General features: G+C 44.3%; 21 protein-coding genes, 1 tRNA gene and 2 pseudogenes. 9 read left to right on the plus strand and 15 right to left on the minus strand.

Features of this window, described 5'->3' with window-relative positions; genetic code table 11:
* Positions 1–27: 27 nt before the first annotated feature.
* The 3 genes from U5K35_RS18880 (at position 28) to U5K35_RS18890 (ending at position 2,907) form a co-directional block, all read left to right on the plus strand.
* Positions 28–705 (plus strand): uracil-DNA glycosylase, encoded by a 678-nt coding sequence (locus U5K35_RS18880; RefSeq protein WP_322573079.1) that lies wholly within the window; start codon positions 28–30, stop codon positions 703–705.
* Between the two features lie 55 nt (positions 706–760).
* Positions 761–1,609, plus strand: a complete 849-nt coding sequence (locus U5K35_RS18885; protein ID WP_322573080.1) for an LEA type 2 family protein — start codon at positions 761–763, stop codon at positions 1,607–1,609.
* Between the two features lie 74 nt (positions 1,610–1,683).
* Positions 1,684–2,907, plus strand: coding sequence for a PQQ-dependent sugar dehydrogenase (locus tag U5K35_RS18890; protein WP_322573081.1), 1,224 nt, complete (start codon positions 1,684–1,686; stop codon positions 2,905–2,907).
* A 120-nt stretch (positions 2,908–3,027) separates the two neighbouring features.
* Here the strand turns inward: U5K35_RS18890 and U5K35_RS18895 are convergent, their stop codons facing one another.
* From U5K35_RS18895 to U5K35_RS18920, 6 genes and pseudogenes are all read right to left on the minus strand, one after another.
* Complete coding sequence (locus tag U5K35_RS18895; protein ID WP_322573082.1) at positions 3,028–4,083, minus strand: M50 family metallopeptidase; 1,056 nt, start codon at positions 4,081–4,083, stop codon at positions 3,028–3,030.
* 135 nt (positions 4,084–4,218) lie between these two features.
* Entirely contained in the window at positions 4,219–5,634 is a 1,416-nt protein-coding gene (locus tag U5K35_RS18900) for an NAD(P)(+) transhydrogenase (Re/Si-specific) subunit beta (protein ID WP_322573083.1), read from the minus strand.
* Positions 5,631–5,922 (minus strand): annotated as a pseudogene (locus U5K35_RS19875) (NAD(P) transhydrogenase subunit alpha). Before U5K35_RS19875 ends, U5K35_RS18900 begins: the two are co-directional and overlap by 4 nt.
* Positions 5,923–5,942: 20 nt before the next feature.
* Positions 5,943–6,587, minus strand: coding sequence for a hypothetical protein (locus tag U5K35_RS18910; protein WP_322573195.1), 645 nt, complete (start codon positions 6,585–6,587; stop codon positions 5,943–5,945).
* Positions 6,487–6,720, minus strand: a complete 234-nt coding sequence (locus tag U5K35_RS18915; protein WP_322573084.1) for a hypothetical protein — start codon at positions 6,718–6,720, stop codon at positions 6,487–6,489. The genes U5K35_RS18910 and U5K35_RS18915 overlap by 101 nt, the downstream gene beginning before the upstream one ends.
* Positions 6,699–7,067, minus strand: coding sequence for a hypothetical protein (locus U5K35_RS18920; protein WP_322573085.1), 369 nt, complete (start codon positions 7,065–7,067; stop codon positions 6,699–6,701). The genes U5K35_RS18915 and U5K35_RS18920 overlap by 22 nt, the downstream gene beginning before the upstream one ends.
* Before the next feature lie 215 nt (positions 7,068–7,282).
* Between U5K35_RS18920 and trxB the strand changes: the two genes are divergently transcribed.
* Positions 7,283–8,263, plus strand: coding sequence for a thioredoxin-disulfide reductase (gene trxB, locus U5K35_RS18925; protein WP_322573086.1), 981 nt, complete (start codon positions 7,283–7,285; stop codon positions 8,261–8,263).
* Between the two features lie 58 nt (positions 8,264–8,321).
* Here the strand turns inward: trxB and U5K35_RS18930 are convergent, their stop codons facing one another.
* On the minus strand, positions 8,322–8,699 hold the full coding sequence (locus U5K35_RS18930) for a DUF4342 domain-containing protein (protein ID WP_322573087.1): 378 nt from the start codon (positions 8,697–8,699) through the stop codon (positions 8,322–8,324).
* Between the two features lie 90 nt (positions 8,700–8,789).
* Here U5K35_RS18930 and U5K35_RS18935 point away from each other — a divergent pair, with 90 nt between their 5' ends.
* A complete protein-coding gene (locus U5K35_RS18935) occupies positions 8,790–10,331 on the plus strand; it encodes a YifB family Mg chelatase-like AAA ATPase (protein WP_322573088.1) in 1,542 nt (513 codons plus the stop codon).
* 177 nt (positions 10,332–10,508) lie between these two features.
* On the opposite strand, the gene U5K35_RS18940 is transcribed toward U5K35_RS18935, so the two are convergent.
* The 5 genes from U5K35_RS18940 to U5K35_RS18960 all read right to left on the minus strand — a co-directional run bounded on the left by U5K35_RS18940 (position 10,509) and on the right by U5K35_RS18960 (position 14,300).
* A complete protein-coding gene (locus U5K35_RS18940; RefSeq protein ID WP_322573089.1) occupies positions 10,509–11,234 on the minus strand; it encodes an SDR family NAD(P)-dependent oxidoreductase in 726 nt (241 codons plus the stop codon).
* Between the two features lie 11 nt (positions 11,235–11,245).
* The gene (locus U5K35_RS18945; RefSeq protein ID WP_322573090.1) at positions 11,246–11,809 is read right to left on the minus strand and encodes a DUF6580 family putative transport protein; all 564 of its coding nucleotides are present in this window, start codon (positions 11,807–11,809) and stop codon (positions 11,246–11,248) included.
* 204 nt (positions 11,810–12,013) lie between these two features.
* Positions 12,014–12,619 carry a YceI family protein gene (locus U5K35_RS18950; RefSeq protein WP_322573091.1) on the minus strand — a complete coding sequence of 202 codons (606 nt, stop codon included), beginning with the start codon at positions 12,617–12,619 and terminating at the stop codon, positions 12,014–12,016.
* Between the two features lie 164 nt (positions 12,620–12,783).
* Positions 12,784–13,389 carry a DNA-3-methyladenine glycosylase gene (locus U5K35_RS18955; RefSeq protein ID WP_322573092.1) on the minus strand — a complete coding sequence of 202 codons (606 nt, stop codon included), beginning with the start codon at positions 13,387–13,389 and terminating at the stop codon, positions 12,784–12,786.
* On the minus strand, positions 13,389–14,300 hold the full coding sequence (locus tag U5K35_RS18960) for a YihY/virulence factor BrkB family protein (protein ID WP_322573093.1): 912 nt from the start codon (positions 14,298–14,300) through the stop codon (positions 13,389–13,391). Before U5K35_RS18960 ends, U5K35_RS18955 begins: the two co-directional genes overlap by 1 nt.
* Positions 14,301–14,477: 177 nt before the next feature.
* On the opposite strand from U5K35_RS18960, the gene mutS reads away from it, so the two are divergent.
* The 3 genes from mutS to U5K35_RS18975 all read left to right on the plus strand — a co-directional run bounded on the left by mutS (position 14,478) and on the right by U5K35_RS18975 (position 20,159).
* Entirely contained in the window at positions 14,478–17,150 is a 2,673-nt protein-coding gene (gene mutS / locus U5K35_RS18965) for a DNA mismatch repair protein MutS (RefSeq protein ID WP_322573094.1), read from the plus strand.
* Between the two features lie 5 nt (positions 17,151–17,155).
* Positions 17,156–18,049: a GntR family transcriptional regulator gene (locus U5K35_RS18970; RefSeq protein ID WP_322573095.1), complete on the plus strand. Its 894-nt coding sequence runs from the start codon at positions 17,156–17,158 to the stop codon at positions 18,047–18,049.
* Between the two features lie 184 nt (positions 18,050–18,233).
* Positions 18,234–20,159 (plus strand): DEAD/DEAH box helicase, encoded by a 1,926-nt coding sequence (locus U5K35_RS18975; protein WP_322573096.1) that lies wholly within the window; start codon positions 18,234–18,236, stop codon positions 20,157–20,159.
* Positions 20,160–20,566: 407 nt separating this feature from the next.
* On the opposite strand, the pseudogene U5K35_RS19880 reads toward U5K35_RS18975, so the two are convergent.
* A pseudogene (locus tag U5K35_RS19880) lies at positions 20,567–21,362 on the minus strand (tryptophan 2,3-dioxygenase).
* A gap of 404 nt (positions 21,363–21,766) precedes the next feature.
* Entirely contained in the window at positions 21,767–23,500 is a 1,734-nt protein-coding gene (gene polX, locus U5K35_RS18990; RefSeq protein WP_322573099.1) for a DNA polymerase/3'-5' exonuclease PolX, read from the minus strand.
* Positions 23,501–24,367: 867 nt separating this feature from the next.
* On the opposite strand from polX, the gene U5K35_RS18995 reads away from it, so the two are divergent.
* A tRNA-Leu gene (locus U5K35_RS18995) sits at positions 24,368–24,451 on the plus strand.
* A 1,235-nt stretch (positions 24,452–25,686) separates the two neighbouring features.
* Here the strand turns inward: U5K35_RS18995 and U5K35_RS19000 are convergent.
* Entirely contained in the window at positions 25,687–25,881 is a 195-nt protein-coding gene (locus U5K35_RS19000) for a hypothetical protein (RefSeq protein WP_322573100.1), read from the minus strand.
* Positions 25,882–26,426: the final 545 nt, after the last annotated feature.

Raw genomic sequence — 26,426 nt, forward strand, 5'->3', positions numbered from 1 at the left:
TAATTTTCAAATGATTATTGATCTCCTATGATTTCGAAGTTTGTTGAGTCGTTGAAACGAACACCGCGCGGACTGTTTAATCCATGGTACCATCAGGATAAAAAGAACGACCTGGTTCCCAACGCTCCCGATATCAGAAGGAAACAGCTCGTAACATATCTTGCGGAAAGGCAGCACTCGGCGAAGTATCTTTTCATTGCTGAGGCTCTTGGTTATCAGGGCGGACACTTTACCGGCATTGCAATGACATCCGAACGAATTTTGCTGGGTTTTCAGGAAGAGAAGTATGGGGTTAAACCCGAGCATGTTTTTAAAACAGAGCAACCCAACCGGACCAGCAGGCCGGATTTGATTGAAAAAGGTATGAGTGAACCCACTGCGACAATTATGTGGGGAGCATTGACGGATTTAGGGATTGATCCATATGAAGTTGTATTATGGAATGCAGTTCCGTGGCATCCTTATAATCCCAATAAAGGGTATCTGAGCAATCGTACTCCACTGGCCGGTGAAATGGAAGCAGGGCTCAAACATTTAAAAAAGTTTATCAGCTTGTTTAATAAACCGCAGATTGTGGCCGTTGGTAGAAAGTGTGAGCAGAGTTTGTCTGAACTGGGAATTGATTACATTGGTGTACGCCATCCGGCAAATGGCGGAGCTCCAAAATTCCGGAGACAGCTTGCTGAAATGGCCAATGTGAGTTGAAACTTTTTACATAAAAAAGACTTTATTAGTTACAGCTAAAGGTGATATTAAGAATATGAAAAGAGCACTATCTTTATTTACGATCGTATTAATTTTATCGGGTTGCAGCACAATTCGTGATGCAGCGGATATCCGTGAACCCAGCGTTTCATTTCAGGATATGTCCATTGATCGGATTACGTTTGACGGTGTGACGCTCCTTTTTGATTTTGAGGTCAATAACCCCAATCGATTTGGTGTTTCGGCCGAGCAGTACAGCTATGAATTTTTTATCAATGAGCAATCTTTTATCACCGGATTGCAGGAAACCCCACTTTCCATTGACCGGGAATCAACCCAAATGATCCAGGTGCCTGTAACCCTGAATTTTTCTGAAGTGTATGAAACATTCAGTTCTGTAATGCGGCAAGACAGTCTTTCTTATGCCCTTTCAACAGAAGTAGAATTTGATGTGCCGGTTTTGGGAAATCGGAAAGTTCCTGTGCGTACTTCCGGTGAGATTCCAATCCCCAAAGTACCCAGAATTTCAATGGGAGAATTTGAGGTGAAAGATATTTCACTGAGCGGTGCTGAAGTGGAGGTATCATTTAATGTTCAGAACCCGAACCCATTTGCAATTTCCATTGCGAATGCCGCTTACGAGTTAACGGTTAACGGACGCGAGTGGCTGGATACAACCCTCGGTGAAACGATAAGGGTAGCCGGTTCAGAGCGGCAAACAATCAAGATTCCGATTCGATTGAGCTCGTCTCAGATGGGCTCTGCGTTGATGGATATCATGAGGGGAGAATCAACCTTTAACTACGATCTAAAGGGCTCAGCGGATATCTCTGCGGAGCTGGACGGTTTTCGTGACGGTCAGTCCTTTCCATTTGACTTGTCCGGTACTTACTCGCTGGACTGATAAAGCGGAAATTTGCGTTAAAAGAATGCAGTAGATAAGTTTATATAAATCAATCAACCTTAATCACCTATCCTATGACAGTTTTAAATACAACAAAATTAATGTCGTTTTTTACAGCTCTGTTTTTGGTTTTAGCTGTGGGATGTGCTGAAGCTTTGGAGACGGAATCCAATAATGATGGAAGTACTGCAGCAGATACGACCACGACCGAAGGATATTTTGCACTGCCGGATTCACCCGGTGATCTGTATGAATCAGATGAATTAGACTTTCACGTTCAAACCGTAGTCGATGGTCTTGACCAGCCTTGGGCAGCGGCATTTTTGCCGGAGGGACTGGTACTTATAACGGAGCGGGATGGAACACTCAGGAAAGTAAAAAATGGCGTAATGCACAGTGACCCGATTGCCGGTGTACCCGAAGTGTTTGCCCGGAATCAGGGAGGCTTGCTGGATATTGAACCCCATCCCAATTACGAGGAAAACGGATGGCTCTATATGAGTTATTCCAAACCGAATAATGGAGAGGGAATGACGGCTATTGTCCGTGCAAAGTTTGATGAAGAAGCACACGCACTCACAGATATGGAAGAGCTCTATGTGGGATCACCATTCACCAGTCGCGGACACCATTTTGGAAGCCGGATTGTGTTTGATCATGATGGATATATGTATTTCTCAATCGGTGATCGCGGGGAGATGAACACTGCCCAGGATTTGAGCAAATCAAACGGAAGTCTGTTTCGTCTGAATGATGATGGTACGATTCCTGAAGACAACCCATTTGTTGGCAAGGAAGGCTTGGATGAGATTTATTCCTACGGACATCGTAACATTCAGGGAATGACGGTTCATCCCGAAACAGGAGTTGTATGGACGAACGAGCACGGTCCGCGCGGTGGTGATGAAATTAACATTAATGATAAGCCCGGCGCAAACTACGGGTGGCCGGAAATCACGTATGGCATTAATTATGATGGAACTACTATTACTGAAGAAACCCACCGTGAAGGGATGGAACAACCTGTACATCAATACACTCCTTCTATAGCACCCGCAGGAATGGCCTTTGTAACTTCTGATAAATACCCTGGGTGGGAAGGAAACGCTCTGGTTGGCGCCCTAGCGTACCAATTGATATCCAGGGTAGAGCTGGATGGAGAGCAGTTTGTGAGTGAGGAGCGTTTGGTTGAAGGAATCGGACGAATTCGTCACGTAATTGAAGCTCCTGATGGGTATATCTATTTTCTTAATGAATCGAATGGCACATTAAACCGAATTCTTCCTGCCGGCAATTAAGTCTTATCGAACTATTCTCAAAAAACCCGAAGATAGCTCTTCGGGTTTTTTGTTTAATCGAGTTTCTTGAGGGCTGAGATCAAGTCCGGCCTTATTTTTTTGTATTTCAGAGAAGTGAGTTCAATGTTCAGTTAAAGGAATTCTCTGCATTTCAAGATATTTCCTAAGTATTTCTTTTTCCCAAATGGCTCCACCTCTATCATGCGAACTTTCGAGTAGTTTTAGAGTCTCTGCTGCAGTTACTCTTGCAGAATCAATGTCTCCTTTTAATATGTTAAGCGCTGTTTCAGCACGTTTTAATGTGCTTTTTTCGCTGTGACCTTTTTTACCTTTTTCGTAGTAATATTCAGCCTTTTCAATATCTCTATTACAGAAAGCCTCAAAAAAAGATTTTTCGAGAAAGAGAGTAGCATTTAATAAATCATTATTTGTCTCTTCAGCAATCTTGACACCTTTATTTAGCATTTTTTCAGCATGCACTCTTTCATTATTGTCCATGTAGTGGACATAATAAAAAAGTTTAGCCAGAATGCTATTTGATCCGGTTTGGTCTTCTGTCAATTTATTTAGTTGTGTAAGCGCTGTATTATTCAAATTCCGGGGGCGTGTACCATTCCATGACGCCATGGAAAGCTGCATCACATATTGTTTGATCAGAGCTCTTTCACCGCCCTGCATCAGGTCTTTTAGTTGTAGTCCATCACTTTCGAGGCCGGTTTCCTCTTCGGGTATCAAAGCCATTGTACCAAGAACAAGGGAAATGACAGCTGTCATCCAGGAAAAGTAGATAATGTAATTTACTACGCCGTCATTTTCGTAAAAAGAGTTGAGAGTTATTGCTAAAGCAGTGAGAACAATAAAAAGCACAAAAGAGGCAATTGGGCCGCCAGCAATAAACCATGCCAGCTTTTTTTTATCATACGTTTTAGCTGAAGGGAGCATTACTGTAAGTCCGCCGGCTACGTTTAGGTTAAGGTTTAAACCAGCCTGCAGACTGCCTTGGTTGTTTTCCATTTTAAATGGTCCAACTGTAAACAGATAGAACCGGAATTTTTGCGTTAGCCCACCAATTAAATGGCCAAGTTCATGAACAAATACAGATACAAAAATTGCTAGTAATATGCTTAGGATTGATAGCGGCCAGGATGGAAGATTCAATCCAAAATAGTCGCGCACTAACAGATATAATAATACGGAGCCGCCACCTGTAACCGCTCCAATTATTCCATGGAAAATCTTTTTCCCGTTAATGACGGACATACTTTATTTTGATTGGGTTATAGGGAAAGGACTTTTTACAGGGTATTGAAACTAATCGAGTTCTTTTAATGAAGATGCCAATTCCTGAAGAGATTTTTTAGCATCACCGAAAAACATCTGGTTCTTATCACTGTAAAACAGATCGTTATCAATTCCGGCATATCCGGGATTCATGCTTCTCTTGAAGACGATCGTTCTTTTGGCTTCATCAACATTTAAAATCGGCATGCCGTAAATGGGGCTGCCGGGTGATGTTTTCGCCGCCGGATTCACCACGTCATTCGCACCAATTATCAGAACCACATCCGTTGATTTGAACTCCGGATTAATCTCTTCCATATCATAGAGCTGATCATAGGGGACATCTGCTTCAGCCAGAAGCACGTTCATGTGTCCCGGCATACGTCCGGCCACGGGATGGATGCCATATTTTACCGTTACGCCACGCTCTTCCAGCATATTTGCAACTTCTTTGAGTGTGTGCTGTGCCTGTGCCACCGCTAGTCCATATCCCGGTGCAATAACAACTTTGGAAGCATACGCACACTGTATCGCTACATCATCAGCAAAAGTCTGCTGATATGATTTATCACCGTCGGCTGATTCAGTTGTATCCGATACGCCACCAAATGCTCCAAAAAGAACGTTCCATAGCGTCCTGTTCATCGCTTTGCACATAATGTTGGTAAGAATCAGACCGGCAGCACCTACCAGCGCACCGCTAATAATCAGAAGATTGTTGCCAAGTACAAATCCTGCCATAGAAGCTGCAATTCCCGAGTATGAGTTGAGCAGTGAAATAACAACCGGCATGTCTGCCCCTCCGATTGGAAGCACCGTTAAAACACCGATGAGCAGTGCCAGACCAAAGAGTAGCCAAAAAACCAGCTGATATTCGGGATCAACAGCAAACCATCCAACCAGGCCTAAAGCAACAGCAGTTAAAAGCAGGTTGATGTAGTTTTGTCCCGGAAGCGCGATTCGTCCGCCGCCAATGAATCCTTTCAGTTTACCAAATGCGATAAAACTACCGGTAAAGGTAATGGATCCAATCATAATACTGAGCCCGGTTGTAACCAGGCCATCGGCCGGTATCAGGGACGGATCAACCCGTGCAAATTCGCCCCAGGCTACAAGTGCCGAAGCACCCCCGCCGAACCCGTTAAAAACCGCAACCATCTCCGGCATGGCGGTCATCTGTACTTTTTTGGCTGCAATCGCCCCGAGAAGCGTTCCGATAATGATACCTGCAATAATCAACTCAAAACTAACAATTTCGCGGTCGAACATTGTAACCACGATACCGATCAGCATACCGACTGCTGCCAGTTGGTTGCCTGACCGTGCTGTAGCAGGTGAACCGAGTCGCCTGATACCCACAATAAAAAATCCGGTGGCAACCAGGTAGATCAACTGAATGGCATTGGGGATGTAACTTTGTAAAAATTCAGGAAGAAACTGACTCATTTTTCACCCTCCTTCTTCTTGAACATCTCGAGCATTCGGTCGGTTACCATAAATCCGCCCACAACGTTAATGGTTGCAAAGATGATAGCTGCAAAGCCGATCCACTGCGCATATAATGAATCGGATCCTCCGGCAATAATCAGGGCACCAATTAAGTGTTATACCGGAAATTGCATTTGCTCCGGACATCAGTGGAGTATGAAGGGTGGGAGGTACTTTTGTGATCAGTTCAAAACCTACAAAAGAGGCCAGTACAAAGATGAACAGATTAAAGATAAAAGCTTCCATATAGATAGTTTTTGTTGCCGTTAGCTATTTTCCTTTACAAACGGAGAGATGATTTCGCCTTTGTGAGTAACAGTAGCATTGACGATGATTTCATCATCAAAGTTGAAATTGGGTTTGCCGTCTTCGATCAGCAGATCAAGAAGGGATAGAATATTTTTTGAGTAAAGCTTACTCGCATGGTAAGCCAGTGTGCTCGGCAGATTAAGCGGACCATCAATAATGACTCCATTATGTCTGATCACTTCACCCGGCTTCGTTACTTCACAATTACCGCCTTGCTCAGCCGCAATATCAATAACTACGGATCCGGCCGACATATCTTCTACCATCTGCTTTGTGATGAGTTTCGGAGCCGGTCTCCCGGGAATAAGAGCCGTGGTTATTACGATGTCCGATTTTTTTACATGCTGATGAACTACCTCTTTCTGTTTTTCTTTGTTCTTTTCTGATAGCTCCTTGGCATATCCGCCTTTGGTTTCAGACTCCTCCTCGAGCGGGACTTCCACAAACTTTGCACCCAGACTTTCCACCTGTTCTTTTACGGCCGGACGAATATCAAAGGCTTCAACAACAGACCCGAGACGTTTTGCTGTGGCGATGGCCTGAAGCCCGGCAACACCGGCACCTAAGAACCAATACTTTTGCAGGTGGAATGGTGCCGGCAGCTGTCATCATCATTGGCAGATATCTGTCCAGATGATTAGCACCGAGAAGCGCCGCTTTATATCCTGCAATGTTACTCATTGATGAGAGAGCGTCCATCGATTGGGCGCGGCTTATTCTTGGGATGGTATCCATAGCCATTCCGGTGATTCCGGTGCATCCAGCAGTAAATCAACGTACTCCTTGTTTTGCAGGGGCCATAAAAAAGCAACAAGGGCCGAACCCTTTTTTAATTTTTTTATATCCTCAGTAGGAGGAGCCTGAACTGCTAAAAGCAGGTCGGACTCTGAAAGGATTTGATCACGTTTTTTGATCTCTGCACCGGCATCAAGATACTGTTGATCAGAATAGCTTGAGGCCAACCCGGCTTCGCTCTCAACAAAAATGGAAAGACCCATCTTGGATAGCTTTTCGGCCCCCTCCGGAGTGAGTGCAACACGTTTCTCAAGAGCCTCTGTTTCTTTGCAAACGGCGACAATCATAGCACACCTTTTTTAGTTAGTTTATTTAAACTTATCCAAATTTTGCCAATTTGCAACTGACAATTTAAGTTTTACCCGAAAATTTTACCGAGAAAACAGAAGTTTGGATGAACGTAATATTTGTTGCTGACTATACATCTGATAGACAAGATTGACCAATAATGAGTTCAATATTTATTACATTTAGTCAAAGAAAAAGAAATTAATTTAAGGAAATGGAAGACATTCAAGGAAAAACATTTGACGTAGTTATAGTAGGAAGTGGGCCTGCGGGATTAACAGCCGCGATTTATGCTGCCCGTGCCGATTTGAATCCTATCGTATTTGAAGGGCCTGAACCCGGTGGCCAGCTAACACAGACCACAGAAGTAGATAACTATCCGGGCTATCCAGAAGGCGTTATGGGGCCAAAGATGATGGAAGATTTTCGTCAGCAAGCCACGCGTTTTGGTGCGGACTGCCGATACGGTTATGTGACAAACATTGAATTTGACGAGCGCCCTTACAAGCTTACCGTAGATGAAGAGACGGATATTTACGCCAAAGCGATCATTATTGCAACCGGCGCATCTGCAAAATGGCTGAACATTCCAAGTGAAAAGCGTCTGAGAGGTAAAGGTGTGAGCGCCTGTGCAACCTGCGACGGTGCGTTCTTTCGCGAACAGCACGTGGTAATTGTTGGCGGTGGCGATACCGCAATGGAAGAAGCTCTGTTCCTGACAAAGTTTGCAAGCAAAGTATCTGTCATTCACCGGCGTGAAGAGCTGCGTGCTTCTAAGGCGATGCAGAATCGTGCATTCAATAATGATAAAATTGAATTTGTCTGGAATTCAGAGCTGGAGGAAGTGCTAGGCGATCAGGTTGTTGACGGTGTAAAAATCAAAAACAATGAAAGTGGTGAAGTAAGTACATTGGATGATGTAACCGGCGTATTTATCGCAATTGGGCACAAACCAAACACAGATCTATTTAAAGATGTGCTTACCATGGATGATGTTGGATATATCCAAACAAAAGGACAATCAACAGAAACGGATCTGCCGGGAATATTTGCCAGCGGAGATGCGATGGACCCAATTTATCGTCAGGCTGTAACTGCAGCAGGAACCGGATGCCGGGCTGCACTGGATGCCGAGCGTTTTCTGGCGGATGAGTTAGACAGTGAAGTAGCAATTGCTCAGAAGCATTGGAAATAACAGCTCTTGATGAATAATATCTGAATCGGCAAGTGTCATCGATGCTTGCCGATTTTTTTTATTCCTTACCTACTGTTTTGTCTGATTTGCCCTCTTTCCCGCTTTTCTCATCGTCATTATCATCAATTTCAATCACTTCGGCATCTACCTCATATTCGTCGGATGATTCATCAACGTCTCGTTCAACGAATACGCGAACATCACTTACATAGAGCAAAAGAGTTGTGATAGCTGTAAAGAGAGGAGCATAAACTGCAAGCATAACGGCACCTGCAACTCCGAGTGTTAATCTGCTTTCAAGCAAAACGTTGCCTTTTTTATTTTTTACAATTACTCGCTTGGCATCTCCTCTTCGGATAAGCTCCTTGATTTGTGAAATAATTTCCTGAACTGTTCCCTGAATCTCTTCAAGAATGGTTTTTTCTGTCTTTTCCATGATTAATCTCCATCATTTGCTATTAAATCTGTAAGGAAGTTCTGATTCCTGTTTCATACTACGAGAAACGGAATTAAAAGATTCAGAATTATGCTATCAAGAGTTTATTGTGCCTCAACCATAGGAGTAGATGCCCGTTTGATTGAAGTTGAAGTAAATCGAAGCGGTGGTTTGCCAAAATACTTTTTAGTAGGCCTGCCCGACCGGGCTGTAAGTGAGTCGAAAGACAGAATCGACGCCGCACTGAAAAACGCGGATGCCTTTTTCCCACGTGGACGCATAACCGTAAACCTTGCCCCGGCCGATCTGCCGAAAGAGGGGAGCGCTTTTGATCTTCCCATCGCAGTGAGCCTGCTTGCCGTATCAGAACAAATTCAAATTGAGAAACTTGAAAAAAGTCTGATATTGGGTGAACTCGCCCTCGACGGAAAACTTCGTCCGGTAAAAGGAGTTCTGCCGATGGCGGTAGAGGCGAAGAATCGGGGATTGGAATATATCATCCTTCCAAAAGAGAACGGGCCGGAAGCAGCCGTGGTGGATGGAATAAAGGTTTTGCCTTTTGCAGATTTGAGAGAAGTGATGAGATGGTTTGAGAATGAAAAGAGTAAATCGCCACTAAAGATTAATCCAAAAAATCTATTTAGTACAAATGGCAAAGCCGATGTTCTCGATTTTGAAGATGTGAGGGGTCAGGAGAATGTGAAGCGTGCACTGGAAGTTGCAGCTGCCGGCGGCCATAACGCAATTATGGTGGGTCCTCCGGGATCAGGTAAAACAATGATGGCCAGAAGGCTTCCTACAATTCTGCCGCCACTCACTTTAGATGAAGCTTTGGAGACAACCAAAATTCATTCTGTAGCCGGAATCCTGGAGAGTGGTAAGTCTTTGGTAACGCACCGGCCTTTCCGCAGTCCGCACCATACGGTTTCAGATGTGGCGCTGGTCGGTGGCGGAAGTATACCCATGCCGGGTGAGATTTCTATGGCACATAATGGGGTGCTTTTTCTAGATGAACTGCCGGAGTTTAAGCGGAGTGCACTGGAAGTGATGAGGCAACCTTTGGAAGATGGGAATGTGAGTATTTCACGGGCCCGTATGAGTGTGAACTATCCGAGCAGAATTATGCTGGTGGCATCAATGAATCCATCTCCAACGGGCGACTGGTATGATCCCGATGATGAAAACGGAGCCACACCCATGCAGATGCAGCGCTATCTGAATCGAATCAGCGGTCCGATGCTGGACAGGATTGATCTACACGTTGATGTAGAAAAAGTCAGTTTTGATGAACTGTCTGCAAAAACAAAGGGTGAAAGCTCTGCGAAAATCCGTGAACGGGTAATTGCCGCAAGAGAAATACAGAGCAGGCGATTTATGGGAATTGAAGGAGTTTATTCCAACGCACAGATGAATACCAAAATGGCCCGAAAAATATGTCGTATCGATGAAGCCGGAGAGGGTATGCTCAAGAAAGCGATGAATACTCTGGGCTTATCTGCCCGAGCATTTGACAGGATCTTAAAAGTATCAAGAACAATTGCCGATTTGGATAGATCCGAGTCAATTCAGGCCAATCATATAGCAGAGGCCATACAGTATCGCAGCCTCGACAGGGAAGGATGGTTAGGATGATTTAATCACCGGTTAGGATGATTTAACCAGATTGCGAAACAAAAACAGTTATTTTCGGTTACAAAAAGAAAAATTATGGAAGTAAGAGAAACAACAAAATATCGTTCTTCAGACTGGGTGTTTACACTCCCATTCATCCTATTTCTACTCTACCTTTTATTGTAAGTCAGGTTAGGGTTACCAAAGTCGGTCAATGAGTCGATCAGGAATGAGATGAATAAGCCAGGCAATCAAACGCCACCGGCGGGTTACGTAAGCGACCGGTTTTTTCTTTTCAATAGAGGTGAGTATCTGTTTGACAGCTTTCTCTGTTTCGGAAACCCAAAACATACCTTTTTTCCCCTCCGTCATTTCACTCTTGATAAAACCGGCAACAATATCCGTTACGGTAATATCTTCTTTTATTTTGTTGCAGCGCTGACGGTATGCCTGCATGTAGGTAGAAATAAAGGCCTTTGATGCACTGTAGGGAGCTGCCCGTGATGATCCGAAAAGTCCGGCAATGGATGAAACTCCTACAATCTGGCCGTGACCTTGTTTTCTGAAATATTGAAAGGCATTTCCAAAGAGCTGAACAAATCCACTCACATTTACATCGATCACCTTCTGTTCCATGGCCGTAATTGAAGAGGATGGGTAGTTGGAAATTCCCGCATTCAGTACGATGATATCCATTCCTCCCATCTCATCAATGAGTGAATGAAGGGTGATTTTGGCATCATCAAATTGAGAGACATCCATTTTTGAGTAGTAGAATGCGTCTCCAAGTTCATTCTTGAGTTCTTTCAAACGATGGACTCTACGGCCGGTTCCGCCGACCAAATATCCGTTTTGGATAGCTTGTCTGGCAAGTTCCTCACCAATGCCGGAGGTGGCACCGATGATGATCATTTTTTTACTCACTCAATTAATAATTATACTTGAGATTCGACGGGCTGTAGCGAAGGATACTGCACTTTCATCCACTCATAGGCGCCAAACAATACTCCACTGTAAACCAGATTTCCACCAAGAGTATTGTGGAAAAACGGAATGGCTGCCGTGTAACATGCGAGAAGTCCTTCAGTGGTCAGTGGATAAAGCGGGCTGGCAATCCATACTCCGAAGTTACTTACCACAAAGAAGATGACAGATGCACCTATTGCCCCACCAACGACCCTACCCAGTGTTACTTTTTTCAAGAGGTAGTAACCCAGAATTGCGATTATTGCGATGCTTCCATAGATGTAGAGAAATCCACCGGTAAACCATGCGAATCCTTCATAATAAGATGAATACATGATATTATTCAGCAGGAGATCACTGATCCAGAGAGCAACTATGGGTACAATCAATGCCCATTTTTTGTTTTTGAAATATGCAGCGCCAAACAGCACAATTGCTCCAAGCGGAGTGAAATTGTATGCGTGCGGCAACAATCTGGAAAGTGCTGCAAAGAGTATAAAACCGGAAATTATATAAAAAGTCTTTTTATTCATGAAATTGATAGGCTTTTGGTTCAACGGTTAAATATAACAGTTGAAATGCAAAAGTGTGAATGTGAAATCAGTTTTTATAAAAAGAATAAGGAGGGTGGGGTAGAAAGCTGCGAGGTGAGGAGATAGAATGAATTTTTGCTACGGTCTGTAAACAAAAAAAGCCCCGGAAACCGGGGCTTTTATCATCTTAAACCAACATCTGAATTACATAGTAGAGTTTAACTCAAGATTCAGTTCTATATCTACTTGATCGCCAACTACAGCGGTTGCAGCCCAGTCACCAACGCCAACACCAAAGTCTGTTCGCATCAATTCAGCGTTAGCTACGATACCTGCAACGCGAGTGTTTTCCTTCATTGGGTGATCCATCACGCCTTTTAATTCAAATGGTAGATCAAATTCACGGGTTACGTCACGAATTGTGAGTTCACCGCGTGCAACAAACTGATTGTCGCCGGTTTGCTCAATAGAGTTACTCACAAATCTCATGTTTGGCCATTGAGATGTGTTGAAAAAATCTTCTGAGCGTAAATGGTTATCCCTTCGATCATTTCTTGTATTCACACTTTCGATCGGAATGGTTACATCGATATTGCTTTCTGCAAGATTATTCGGATCGAAGTTGATTGTAGCATCAACATCATCAAAAGTACCGGTCACGGGTGTGAAAAAGTGTGTGATTGAGAATTTGATAGTACTGTGTGCTTTATCAACTTCCCAGCTGGTTGCATCCATGTCTGCGGTAGTGAAAGCAGCAAAGGCTGTAAATAAAAATGCTGTGAGTGTTAAATATGTCGCTTTTTTAAACATGATAGTTGTTTGTTTTGGTTTTAATTTGTTCAACATTAAACTAAATAGACTTTCCTGAAGTTCCAACTTTCACAGAAAAAGATTTATGTTGTATTAGGCTCTAATGCTTACGGCAAAATTACCGTTTCATATTTGAGTCAATTAATTATTAAGATGTGCTGATCTTATAACTTCTTACTCAGACCTTTTGATATTTTAAACCTCCATAGACGCTCCGCGTGATCTCCGGCGTATTCCACACCGATTCGTTTGGATGGAACAATCTCTTTTGATGGGATGTCGATATTGCGGTGTTCAATCCAAACCGGAGGAGTAGTGAGATTGGTTTTGTTCAGGTTGGTTGTAATTCCCAATGCCTGAGTCAGTTTGCCGGGGCCATCTGTCAAGCTTTTATTGTTTTTTACGGCTCTTCTCTCTTCTATGTGCTCATGACCATTTACCGGAATGATACCCCGTATCAATACGGCATCAGCCAGGCCTTCACGATTTGTAACTACGTTGAACAGGTGATGGATTCCATAACACAGATATATGTATGCGTTTCCCGGCTTGCCAAACATCACTTCTGTACGGTCTGTACGTTTTCCATCATTTGCGTGGCATGCCTTATCGTTTCTGCCACAGTAAGCTTCCGTTTCGGAAATAATTCCCGCGGTAAATACACCATCAATATGGCTGCAGAGGACTTTTCCGAGCAAATTTTGAGCGACGTCTACAACATCGGGATTGGAATAAAACTCGAGTGGTAAAATATTTTCTTTATTAAACATCAGGAGATGTCGGTATATGGATTTCGATCGGTTACAGGTTCATGAAGGTATACTTCCTGATAGGATCTTGCCATAATAGAGGTGATGATAAATAGTACAGCTGAGTAAAAAACCCAGAATATGATGATGATTATAACAGTATAGCCCTGATAAAAATAACGATAACTGGTTAGTGCATATTCGAGGTAAAAGCTGATTCCATATTTTGCCGCTTCAAATAGTATTGTATACGTGATGGCAGATAACAGGGCTACTTTAGGACGCATTCGGCGCTCGCTGATGTAGCGGAAAATGGCGTAAAAGAGAAGAATCATAAAAATGACCGGAATCACGTTTGTGAGAAAATCCGCTATCCAGCCAAGTTCAATTACAATTTCTGTGTAAGGAATTACAATTTCACTAAATGAAAAAAGTGAGATGATAGAGATGGCTATGCTAAAAAAGAGAAAAACGCCGCCAATCACGCCAAAAGCAAAAAAGTTGTGTACCAGCTCCATGACGGGATGTTTTCTGTCCTCAACATCAAAAATTTCAAAAAGTGCATGCTTCATGGTGTGAAAAAGACCCTGTGCAAAAACCATGAGAATAGCGATACCGGCAATACCAAAAATGGTGCGTGCATTTACCAGCGGTTCAATGATCGTCTCAAGTGTAACGGCACTTCCGATTAAGTCACCGGTCTGCCCTTCATAACTTAGGCTGGGAAGTAGTTCCCTGCCATATCGAATCACCTCTTCAAAAGCAGCATCTATTGAGAGAACAAACCCGATAATAGAGATAAGAATAAGGGTAAAAGGGATAGAACAAATGATCAGGTTGAACGTGATCGCTGAAGCATTAAAAAAAACATGCTTTTTTGTGATCAGCTCCCAGATCTTTTTCCAGAATGCCCGAAATTTATGTTTGTCCAACACGTACATATATCAGAAAAATAGTTCTAAATAAGGTGAAAGCCAATCAGAAGGCAAAAACCCAGATATATTTTAGTTTGGAAATCATTATTTCAGTTGCGTTCAAATCTTAAAAAAAGAGGAAAATTCAATACCTTTCACAACTGCAAATCCAATTGATGCATGTAAACAAAATTCATGGGTAAGAAAAAGAAGCAACAGACACCGCTGATGCGGCAATATTTTGAAATTAAGGAGAAACATCCCGGGACGATCCTCCTGTTCAGGGTGGGGGATTTCTACGAGACGTTTGCCGATGACGCTGTTCTGATCAGTAAGGAACTGGGAATTACCCTTACCAAACGTAACAACGGTGGAGATCAGACTCCGCTTGCCGGATTCCCATACCATGCCCTGGATTCCTACCTGCCAAAACTGGTGAAGCGCGGTTTCCGCGTGGCGATTTGTGAACAGACCGAAGATCCCGAATCGGCAAAGAGTGCCGGACGAAAAATTGTAAACCGGGAAGTGACGGAGATTACCACGCCCGGCGTGACCATGTCGGATAAGCTGCTCGATCATAAACGTAATAACTATATTGTTTCGATATTTTGGGCCGGAGGTACAGCGGGGGTTGCTTTTTCGGATATCTCAACCGGTGAATTTGGGTTGAGTCAGGTAGGTAAGTCAGAACTGGACAGCCTGATTCAATCACTGCAGCCGTCGGAAGTACTGCTTCAAAAAAAACTCAAGAACAGTGTGCCGCAGGAGCTGAAAAATTACAACATCACCTATATCGAAGATTGGGTGTATGAAGGTGATTACGGCTATAAAATTCTGACTGAACACTTTAAAACGCACTCGCTGAAAGGTTTTGGGGTAGAGGATCTGGAAATTGCACATACAGCTGCGGGATCGCTGTTACACTACATGCAGGAGACTCAGAAATCTTCTCTTGGCCACCTGAAACGGCTTTATGCTTATGAAAACAGTGAGTATATGTCTCTGGATGGCGCTACGAAGCGAAATCTGGAATTGACTTCAAGCATGCAGGAGGGAGGAACCGATGGTACATTGGTGTCCATATTGGACGCGACCTCAACGGCAATGGGTGGGCGACTGCTGAGAAAATGGATCATGAGGCCTCTTAAAAAAGCTGAGCCGATTGAGAATCGGCTGGAAGCGGTAGACGAACTGGTAGACAATCATCCATTGAGGGAAGAGCTTCGGGATGAGCTGGAGCAGGTTGGTGACTTGGAGCGACTCATCAGCCGGATTAGCGTGGGCCGAACCAACGCTCGCGATTTAAAACAGCTTCAGCTTTCACTGGCACAGATCACGGCTATAAAAAGAATTATTGGTCAGTGTGAAAGCACGCTTCTGAAATCTGTCAACAACCGGTTAAAGCTTTTGATTGACGTTCAGGAGCGGATTAACGGGGCGCTGGTGGAGGACCCGCCGGCAAGTATTCGCGATGGAGGTATGTTTGATGAAGGGTTTAACGAAAATCTGGACGAACTTCGGGAAATTGCCCGAAACGGCAAAAAGTATATTGCGGAGATCAAGGATAAACTGGCCAAAGAAGCCGGTATCCCATCCCTCAAAATTGGATACAACAAAGTATTCGGCTACTACATTGAGGTGACCAATACGCATAAGGACAAAGTGCCTGAGCATTTTATCCGCAAGCAGACGCTGGTCAACTCCGAGCGCTACATCACGCCTGAACTGAAAGAGGTGGAGGAGAAAGTTCTCTCGGCCGAAGATAAGAGCAAAACTCTTGAGGGTGAACTATTTGAGGAGTTAAGACTATATGTAGCAGAATTTGCAGAAGATGTTCAGCAGATAGCCGGCGCAATTGCTGAACTCGACTGCATTCAAAGTTTTGCGGAAGTGGCATTTAGGAATAGCTACGTAAAACCGGAGATCAATGAGGACGACGTTGTTGACGTAAAAAAAGGACGTCATCCCGTGGTGGAGAAGACACTCGACGCCGGAGAGCCGTTTATTCCGAATGATATTTACCTGGATAACACTGAGTTTCAAATCCTGATGATAACCGGGCCGAACATGGCCGGTAAAAGTATTATTCTGCGTCAGACCGGATTGCTGGTTTTGATGGCTCAGATCGGCTGTTTTGTTCCGGCAGACAAAGCCACAATCGGGTTGGTAGACAAAATCTTTACCCGGGTGGGAGCTTCCGATAATCTCGCGGCCGGTGAAAGTACCTTTCTTGTTGAGATGAATGAAGCCGCCAATATCCTGAACAACGCCACACCGAAGTCCCTGATTCTGCTGGATGAAGTTGGGCGCGGAACCAGTACGTTTGACGGACTGAGTATTGCTTGGTCGCTGTCGGAGTATCTGCACAACAAGCCGGAGGTGGCTGCAAAAACTCTCTTTGCCACACACTATCACGAATTGAACGAGCTTGAGGATCGCTACGAGCGAATTAAAAACTTCAATGTGCAGGTGAAGGAGCACGACGGAAAAGTAATCTTTTTGCGAAAACTGGTTCGTGGCGGCGCCGATCACAGTTACGGAATTCAGGTGGCCAATATGGCGGGACTTCCTGAAGTTGTGATCAACCGCGCAAAGGAGATTCTTTCAAATCTGGAAAGTCACACGTTGGATGTGAGTCATGACGGAAACGGGGCAATGGCTCAATCAGCGAAAAAGAAAGAGGCTGCAAAGAAGGTTGCCAAAGAGGTGGAAAAACAGGCTTCATTGCCTCAGATGACTCTTTTTGGATCACAAATCGATCCGAATGTGGAAACACTGCTGAATAAGCTGGATGCAGCCGATCCCAATCGCATGACGCCCATCGAGGCCATGCTGATGCTGAGTGAGCTGAAGCGTTTGGTGAAATAGGAGAAATGAAAAACTCCGCCAAACATATCTCCGACCGTATTCGACTGATGATCGCCACCAAGCAGTTTCAGGTGGGCGAGCTTTTGCCTTCAACCCGGAAGTTGGGTCAGCAGCTGGGTGCAAGTTTTCATACCGTTCGGAAAGCGTATCACCAGCTGGCCGATGAAGGGCTGATTACAGCGGAACAGGGTCGCGGATTTGTGGTGAATCGCCAAAGTACCTCGCTTGATAAGACCGAGCGTATCGAGATGGGAACCGAAAAGATGCAGGAGCTGCTTGAAGAACTGATCGGTTACGGGCTGGATGAGAAAGAGATTGAAGCGATATTTGAAGAGCAGATCAGCTATATGGAGTGGCCCGATCGAATCCAAAGCATTGCAACGGTGGGCGAAACCGTGGAACTGGCCAAGCTGTTGTCAGACTCCATCAAAAATCAGATCGGTGTAAAGAGCGTGCCGATATCGGCTGATGATTATGATGAGCTGGTAAGGTATGATGCACTGTTTGTACCGATTCATCTGGTTAGTGAATTCAGGTCGCTGAGCAGTAATATTCGCCTGCTGCCGGTGGTATTTCATTACGATGCCGATGTTCTTCTCTCCATTGTGGACCGGTCGGGAATTGAGGCGATTGGCCTGGTGACAGCCGAAGAGGAATCGATCTCAAAAATTATTGACGAGCTGAAAACACTCATGAATTTTGAGGGAGCGTTTGTGGCAGGTGCTACGTATGGAAAATCCCTTCCGCTATTTGTGCGCAATACCGATTTGATCGTTTATACCCCTGCAAGCGCACGGCTTGTGGAACAGAAAGTACCGGAGATGAAGAGGATTAAACTGGAGTATATCATTTCAGAAAAAAGCGCGCAGATGATCCGGTCTGAGATGTGGGATCAGTAGATTTTTCAAAAGGCAAAAGGCAAAAGGCAAAACGGAAAAGTAGGAGGCTGATAAAATTGGGCAAATAATGCTCGATTGTACTTCTCAAAACCATTAGTTTGTAAAACTCGAAAGTAAAGAATATTAGTCTGTGAGAAGGCGTGATCCACATTTGCCTTTTCACTATTGTGTTTTTCCTCAAAGAATGGATATAAAAAAACTACTTGATCAAGCCATTACCGCACTCGAATCGGAAATTGAAACGGTTCGGGAAAGACCGTCATCAGACGTGCTGTTTGACGGCAAGAGAGATAAAGTTACCGCTTCGGAAAGTGTAAACTATAAGTTTGAATCTCACCAGCCGGCCATTCGGTTTGCGGAGGAGATTAAAGCGATGTCGGGCGAAAAAAGCTGGACGGTGCATCCCGTATCGTATGAGGATAAAGAGATAACACTTCAGTTTCCTGAGGATATTGGAAATTCCATCAAGGAGCTTCATGTGGAGTGGGAGAATGATTTTATCCTGAAGCGGACGCTTTCTGAAATCTCAAAGCTGGATGGCCGTAAAAAAAGTGAACTGGAACGTCTTGAGTATCTCTTTGAGCCGAACGGGCAAGCCATTCCCGGTCCCGCTGAAGTGGAAGAGGATGGGATGAGAAATGAAGCTCAGCTTGATGCGATCCGCATGTCGATGAATCGACGGGCCACGTTTATCTGGGGACCGCCCGGAACCGGCAAAACCGCCACGCTGGGATATATAATTGCGAACTACCTGAAGAATGGGAAAAAGGTTCTGTTTGCATCCAACACCAATCGCGCCGTGGATGTAGGTTTGCTGAGTGCGCTGGATGCACTTCAAAAAATTGGGCTGAATATTTCACAGAATAGAATCACCCGTTTTGGTGAGGCAGCGCTGGATGCCGCCGAACTGGAGCCGGTTCTCTTTTCCAATCAGCTTGAGCAGACTATTCAAAAACGGCAGGAGGAAGCCGGTGAGTGGATAGGTCTGCTGGAGCGAAGAAAGCAGGCGCTGCAGTCCGTTGAAAAGCGTCTGCGAAACGGTAAACAACCGACCAACAATCAGGAGCTGGAGATGAAACTGATTGAGCAGAAAATTAAGGATGCCGGCGGACTGGAAGAGCTGGAGGACAAGCTTGAGGAGTTAAGTCAGGTAAACGACCGCGCCGAGCTTTGGAAAAAACATCTTGTGGCCACTACGCTTGCAAAAGTTTGCACGTCAGACCTGTTCCATGATCTCGAATTTGATGCCGTAGTTGTGGACGAGAGTTCAATGGCCAATCTGCCCTATATGATGGTGCTTGCGGCTCACGCCAAATGGCACATGGTGGTTGTTGGTGACCCGATGCAGCTTCCGCCTATTGCGCTGACTTCGGATCGTAAATCCCGCGAATTTCTGGAGAAAGATATTTTTACCACCGTTTCCGGCGCCGATTCTTCCGAGGCGCTTTTCCACTGGCATGACGAACATCCCGAATTCACCGCTTTCTTTGATACGCAGTATCGTCTTGAGGAGTCGCTGGCCGATGTGATCAGTACCGTATTTTATGAAGGTCGTTTGAAGACCGGGAAAATCAATGATGAACAATCTTTGGGAGAGTTGTCGGACCGGGCCTTTCATCTTGTGAACACCTCAAAATACGGACCGTTTCTGGAGCAGAAGTCCGGCGAGCGGGGGTTCAAGCCGATCAATATGGTTCATCAGGAGGTGGTGGAAAGGCTTCTGAAAAATATGGGTGGCCGGGGAATTTTCATGGAAGATATCGGCGTGATTGTGCCGTTCCGGAGTGCGGTTTACGATCTCCGAAATCGACTTTATGAAGCCGGTATCCGAAATGTGGAAGTGGGTACCATTCACACTTTTCAGGGGCGCGAAAAGGATTATATCATTTTTGATACGGTGATGAGCGGCGAAAAGCAGAGAGGAAGCAAGCGGCACTATTCTGTGCGTCCGCTGGATGAGGAGAAGAACGGACTGAGTGTTCCACGTCTTCTGAATGTTGCCTTTTCAAGAAGCCGAAAAGAGCTCGTTGTGATTGCGGATATGGATCATGTGGATCGGGTTTACGGCGGAAAGTTTTTGGGTAAGCTGCTGAAGCGAATTGGTGGGTGAGTAGATTTGAGATATGAGTCCTGAGTCTTGAGAAGTGTGGATAGACCTGTAAGAGTTCATGGATAGCTGATTCTGGCAGCGTCGAGTGATCAAGCCTGGGCTTAGGTTCTCGCAGATTTGCGCAGATCATATCGCGGAGTTACGCTGAGATAATTATGCAGTGCAGAGGTGAACTTTTGAAGTGCTGCTTTCAATTCCAAGACCTGTAAGCGTTCATGGATAGTTGATTCTGGCAGCGTTTTTACACACCCCTCGCTTGTTCGCTAAACGCTCACTTCACTTTTCCCCTCTCGAGAGGGGACTGATGATGGGTCCCGGCAGTAGTCGGAATAATTCATCAGGAGTGTGTCAAGCCGTGCCCAATTTTAAGAAACTAGCCTCTCGCATCTCTCATCTAGCCAGTCATCCTAAAACTTCGATCGAATCTCCCACAGGTCCGGGAAAATCGGGTTGTTGAGTGTTCGTCTAAGGTATTTGGCTCCGTCGGATCCGCCGGTTCCTTTCTTGGTTCCGATGGTTCGCTCCACCATTTTAACATGCCGGTAGCGCCACTCCATCAGCCCTTCATCATAGTCCACAAAAAGCTCGCAGAGCATGGCCGCTTCCGGATCACTGTTCATAATTCGGACAAGCTCTTTTTGATTCTGCTCGTTTGGTTCATAAACCAGTCCCTGATCGTTTACACGCTCAGGCATTTCAATGTCATGTCCGCGGCCAATCAGATATGCACAGAAACTTTCCCAAAGTGTAGACTTCCTTTTCCCGATCGAGGAGATTTTGCTGAAGCTCGGGCTGATCTTTATGAACGTCGATAATATGTTTTGATCTCATCCCGCAAACGATCTCCATCTCGCGGAACTGCACCGACTGAAAACCGCTGGCGCTCTGCAAAAATCCGCGGAAGCTGTTGAATTCGAGGGGAGTCATCGTTTCCAGAATATCAATTTGTGAGACCATCGTCTTTAAAATGGTAAGAACCCGCCGCATCGTTTTGGTGGCGCCCCATGTATTGCCGGATTCCAGGTCTGCCCGAAGCTTGTCAAATTCATGCATGATCTGCTTGAACCAAAGCTCATAAACCTGATGAATAATGATAAAGAGCATTTCATCATGCTCTTCAGGCTGAGACTCCGGCTGCTGCAACTCGAGCAGCTCTTTAACTTTCAGATAGGATGTGTAGGTCAGGCTTTTTGATTCGCTCATATTATTGGCAGAGAGTGAGATTCAAGGTTTCCCGGGAATATAGGGAAATCTAGTCGTGAGTCATGAGATTTGAGTCTTGAGAGGTGTGTAGACCTTTCAGCGTTTGGCGTGAGCTGATTCTGGCAGCGTCCTATTAGTGAGAAGGCAAAAGTGAAAAGTGAAACATTTATGTCAACTTATTCTAGACACCTAAAAGGTTACACACCCCTTGCTTGTTCGCTAAACGCTCACTGCACATCTCCCCTCTCGAGAGGGGAAAGGTTTGAATGAAAGCGCAAAGCGCTGTTCAGTTGAGCGAGGGGTGTGTTGAAAGATGTGCTAATCAGAAGCTGTCAGGATCCCGACCTGAAGTCTCAGGATCGGGAACGCTGACAGGTCATATTATCTACCCCTTACACCAAGCCTCAAACTCCTTCTGTCGATTTCGTGTTCAACACCCGGGCCGGTTCAAACTTCGCTTTTCGGGCGATCATTACTCCGTAACGGATATCATCAATTCCTTCTGTTGCGTGCGCATCAGGATTGATGGAGGTCATCAGTCCAACCTCTTTTGCTTTGTTTCCGTATTTCCAATCCAAATCGAGACGCCATGGGCTGGCGTTGATCTCAATGACGGTGTTGTGTTCCGCAGCAAGCTCAATCAACCGGTTCAGGTCCAGTTTGCTCTCTTCGCGTTTCAGCAGCAGACGTCCGGTTGGATGGCCGACTATTCGCGTATATGGATTTTTGATGGCGTTCTCGAAACGGGTCATCATATCCTCGAGTGACATGCTGAGTCCGCTGTGAACGCTGGCAATGACAAAATCGAAGCCGGCAAGGATTTCATCGGGGTAGTCCAGTGAACCGTCACTCAAAATATCCGACTCCATTCCTTTAAAAATCTTGAAGTTTTTGCCTTCAGACTTAAACTCCTCATTCAGCAAGTCGATCTCTTCCCACTGCTGTTTCACCTGATCAATAGTCAGACCGCCCGCATAGGCTGCCGTTTTAGAATGATCGGTTAATCCCAGGTACTCGTATCCGCGTTTCATACAAGCCTCCGCCATCTGCTTGATGGTGTACTTTCCATCACTCCATGTACTGTGGGCGTGAACAACGCCTTTGATGTCGGATTCGGAAACCAAGTCCATGCTCTTGTGCTCCTCATAAAACTCAAACTCACCGCGATCTTCCCGGTGCTCCGGCGGTACAAAGTTCAGATCCAGTTTCCGGTAAATTTCATCTTCAGATGAGGTTTTTACCGGCTGATCAAAATCGGTTTCGTTTTGATCGTTTAGCTTGAAAAGCCCATATTCGTTGAGCGCCATTCCACGTTCGCGGGCACGTTGTCGCAATACAATGTTGTGCTCCTTGCTCCCGGTGAAGTACATCAGAGCTGCAGGGAATTCGTCCGGCTTTACAATTCTGAGATCTACCTGACGCCCGTTTTCTGTCCGGACCGAACTCTTTGTGTCTCCGCGACCCAATACTTCTACTACCAGCTCGTGGTTCACGAATTTGTCAAAAATAGCTTCGGTGTCTTTGGGGTCCGCGGCAACTAAAATATCGACGTCGCCGATGGTTTCGCGGGATCTTCTCAGCGAACCCGCAATCTCACACTGCTGAACACCATCCAGATTTTTGACAAACTCAAAGACCGGCTCGGCGATTTCAAGTGCCTGATCCAGTCTTGCCCGCTCTCCGAATTTCTCCAGGTATTCAATTGATTTGATGATTTTATCAGCTGATTTCTGGCCCAGTCCGGGCAGATCTGCAACGGCTCCGCTCTGGCACGCTTCCTTCAGTTCGGTGATTTCGGTAATACCCAGTTCCTGGTGAATCTTCACGATGTTTTTTGGACCGAGCCCGGAGATGTTCAGCCACTCAATCAAGCCTTTTGGCACTCGCTCTTTGAGATCCTCCAGTACCGGCATGGTTCCGGTCTCCGCGTAGGCCTGAATATCTTCGGCAATCGATTTTCCGATTCCCTTGATGTCGGTAAGGGTGCCTTCCTTGATATGCTTGGCGATTTCATCATTGAGGCCCTCGATGGTCTGGGCGGCGCGATCGAAGGCGATAGCCCGAAACCGGTTCTCGCCGGCCAGCTGCATGAGGTTGTAAATTTCGCGGAGTTTCTCGGCTACTTCCTGGTTGGTCATGGAATTTCTGGGTTTATTTTTAACAAACTTGTGGCACGACTTAAAGGCGTGCCACGAGTACCTATAGTTACTTTAAATTCATCAACACAAAACTACGAAAAACCGATTCATCCCGACAACCGTCACGAGAAAAAACGGGAGATTTTTGAAAAAGGCACTTTCCATTTAGTTTGAAAATGCCCTATCTTTATGAGCTGTGATTCAAATTTAATATTTGAATCGTTTACTTACTGAAGGGGTCAGGTTTCTGCTTCGATGAACAAGGGCGGAATTGGTATCCCGAAGGCTTTCGGGATCGAGGGGCTTGTGTTCCGACAGCTGTCGGGACGTGATGGTTCGACTCGATTGACAGTAAAGATTTGAAATTTTGATAAGAAACTCTTTTGCCCTTGGTTTCAACTACGCTGAAGCTTCGATGAACAAGGGCGGAATTGGTATCCCGAAGGCTTTCGGGATTGAGGGTCGTGTGTCCCGACAGCTGTCGGGACGTGATGGTTCGACTCGATTGACAGTAAAGATTTGAAATTTTGATAAGAAACTTTTTTGCTCTTGGTTTCAACTACGCTGAAGCTTCGATGAACAGGGGCGGAATTAGTACTCCGACGATTGTCGGGATTGAGGGTCGTGTGTCCCGACGGTTGTCGGGACGTGATGATTCGACTCGATTGACAATAAAGATTTGAAATTTTAATAAGAAACAATTTTGCCCTTGGTTTCAACTGCGCTGAAGCTTCGATGAACAAGGGCGGAATTGGTACTCCGACGATTGTCGGGATTGAGGGTCGTGTGTCCCGACAGCTGTCGGGACGTGATGATTCGACTCGATTGACAGTAAAGATTTGAAATTTTAGTAATAAACAATTTTTTGCCCTGGTGGCGGAATTGGTAGACGCGCACGCTTGAGGGGCGTGTGGCCTAACGGCCGTGATGGTTCGACTCCATTCCAGGGCACTAAAAGCCTTGTAAGTCATTGACTTGCAAGGCTTTTTTGTTTTATGGTGCAAAGATAGGTACAAACAATTGTTAAATATGATAACATGACAATTGTTGATATTTGAATCCTGTCAGGTGTACTTTAAATCCCTGTAAGTTATTGATTTATAGGGTTTTTCTATTTTGCAGGTATAATATAGGTATAACTAATTAACGGCTAATTGTTTCATACCTGAGAAGCTATAATTAATTGATCAAATGCTTTAGTAAGGTCAGGTTTATGTTTGTAAGAGAATTCGTATAAAATTTTTACATGGCGAAATCCATTGATCTTATCTGTTAATTCTATTCATAATTACTTCAGCAAGTTTGATTCATGTTTCTAATCTCGAGGAGAAGATTGCTAATCTACAACTTCAAGTACATCAAATAGTCGTTCCTTCGATATTTCCGGTTTCTAAATATAAATACTGTTCATACTAATTCATAATACCTTCTGCTTTGATATTTATACCATTTTGATAGCTGTAGAAAGCTTGAAGGCTATATCGAGTAATGATTATCTCCAATGTATGATTTTAGATCACAATTAAATGATTCACAATTTTAGCAAGCTATGTATTTAGTCATGTGCATTTTCTAATTTAATTGTGTAAGTTATTGCCAATGTGATGACTACCATATTATAACTTAGATATTGATTAGTAACATGTACACAATGATGTTTATAGTGATATTAATAAGTCAAATTATCTGCAAGTATGATGTAAGTTGAGTAATAGTTCCAATACTGTAACAGTGATTTTTAGAAATCATTAAAAAGTCTTTTTTACTGCATTTAAGAGTTCATTATCAGAGACTCTTGGAAGATTCAATTAATAATGAATCCAGTTTCAGCACTTAGAATTGTAGTATCCATTATAATGCTGTCTGTGTCTAGGAGGGCATTTCTAGACCATATGGTTGCATCTGAAATAGCATTAAATTTTTCATCATCTACAGATATTGTTAATCCATCCATATGATGATTTACCCTGGAACCTAAAGCTGTAGACAGGTTAAAGATCCGACTAATGATACTGTCTGTGTCCAGGAAGAAATCTGCTGACCTGAAGGTTGTCTCTGAATCTAAAGTAATACCTGATCTTATAGAGTCTATAGAAACTGTTGGAGCATCAGTGAGATGATTTACCCTGGAGCCTGAAACTGTAGACAGGTCAAACTTCCAGTAGATGAACTATTCATAGGCTTTCTCATATGTGCACGATAGCATTAAATTTTTCATCATCTACAGATATTGTTAATCCATCCATATGATGATTTACCCTGGAACCTAAAGCTGTAGACAGGTTAAACTCCCGGCCAATGATACTGTCTGTGTCCAGGAAGAAATCTGCTGACCTGAAGGTTGTCTCTGAATCTAAAGTAATACTGATCTTATGCTTCATCTTGAAACTGTTAGAGCATCAGTGAGATGTTTACTCGGGAGGCTGATTAGCAGGCAATTCTGTTCTGAAGCATATATATCAGGAGGGCATTTCTAGATCAATGGTTGCATCTGAAATAGCATTAAATCTTGAGTGATCTACTGATAATGTTAATCCATCATATGTGTCTATCTGGAGCCTGTAATACTTTAGACAGGTACAAACTTGCCGATGCAATGATGAATATATGCTTGTAATCTCAGAGGATAGCGGCTATTTCTAAACCGTCAATAGTTGCATCTGATAATAGCATTAAATTTTTCAGTTATCTACAGATAGTTGTGTAATTCCATACATATGATAATATTACCCTGAACCTAAAGCTGTAGACAGGTTAAACTCCAGACTAATGATTCTAGTCTGTGTCCAGAAGAAATCTGCTGACCTGAAGGTTGTCTCTGAATCTAAAGTAATACCTGATCTTGCCCTTTCTACGGAAGTCAAAGATTTTTTATCTACTAAGATATCTCTTGATGATATTTTATCAATATTCTCTTTACTCAATT

Source organism: Rhodohalobacter sp. (assembly GCF_034521535.1).
Classification (GTDB): Bacteria; Bacteroidota; Rhodothermia; order Balneolales; family Balneolaceae; genus Rhodohalobacter.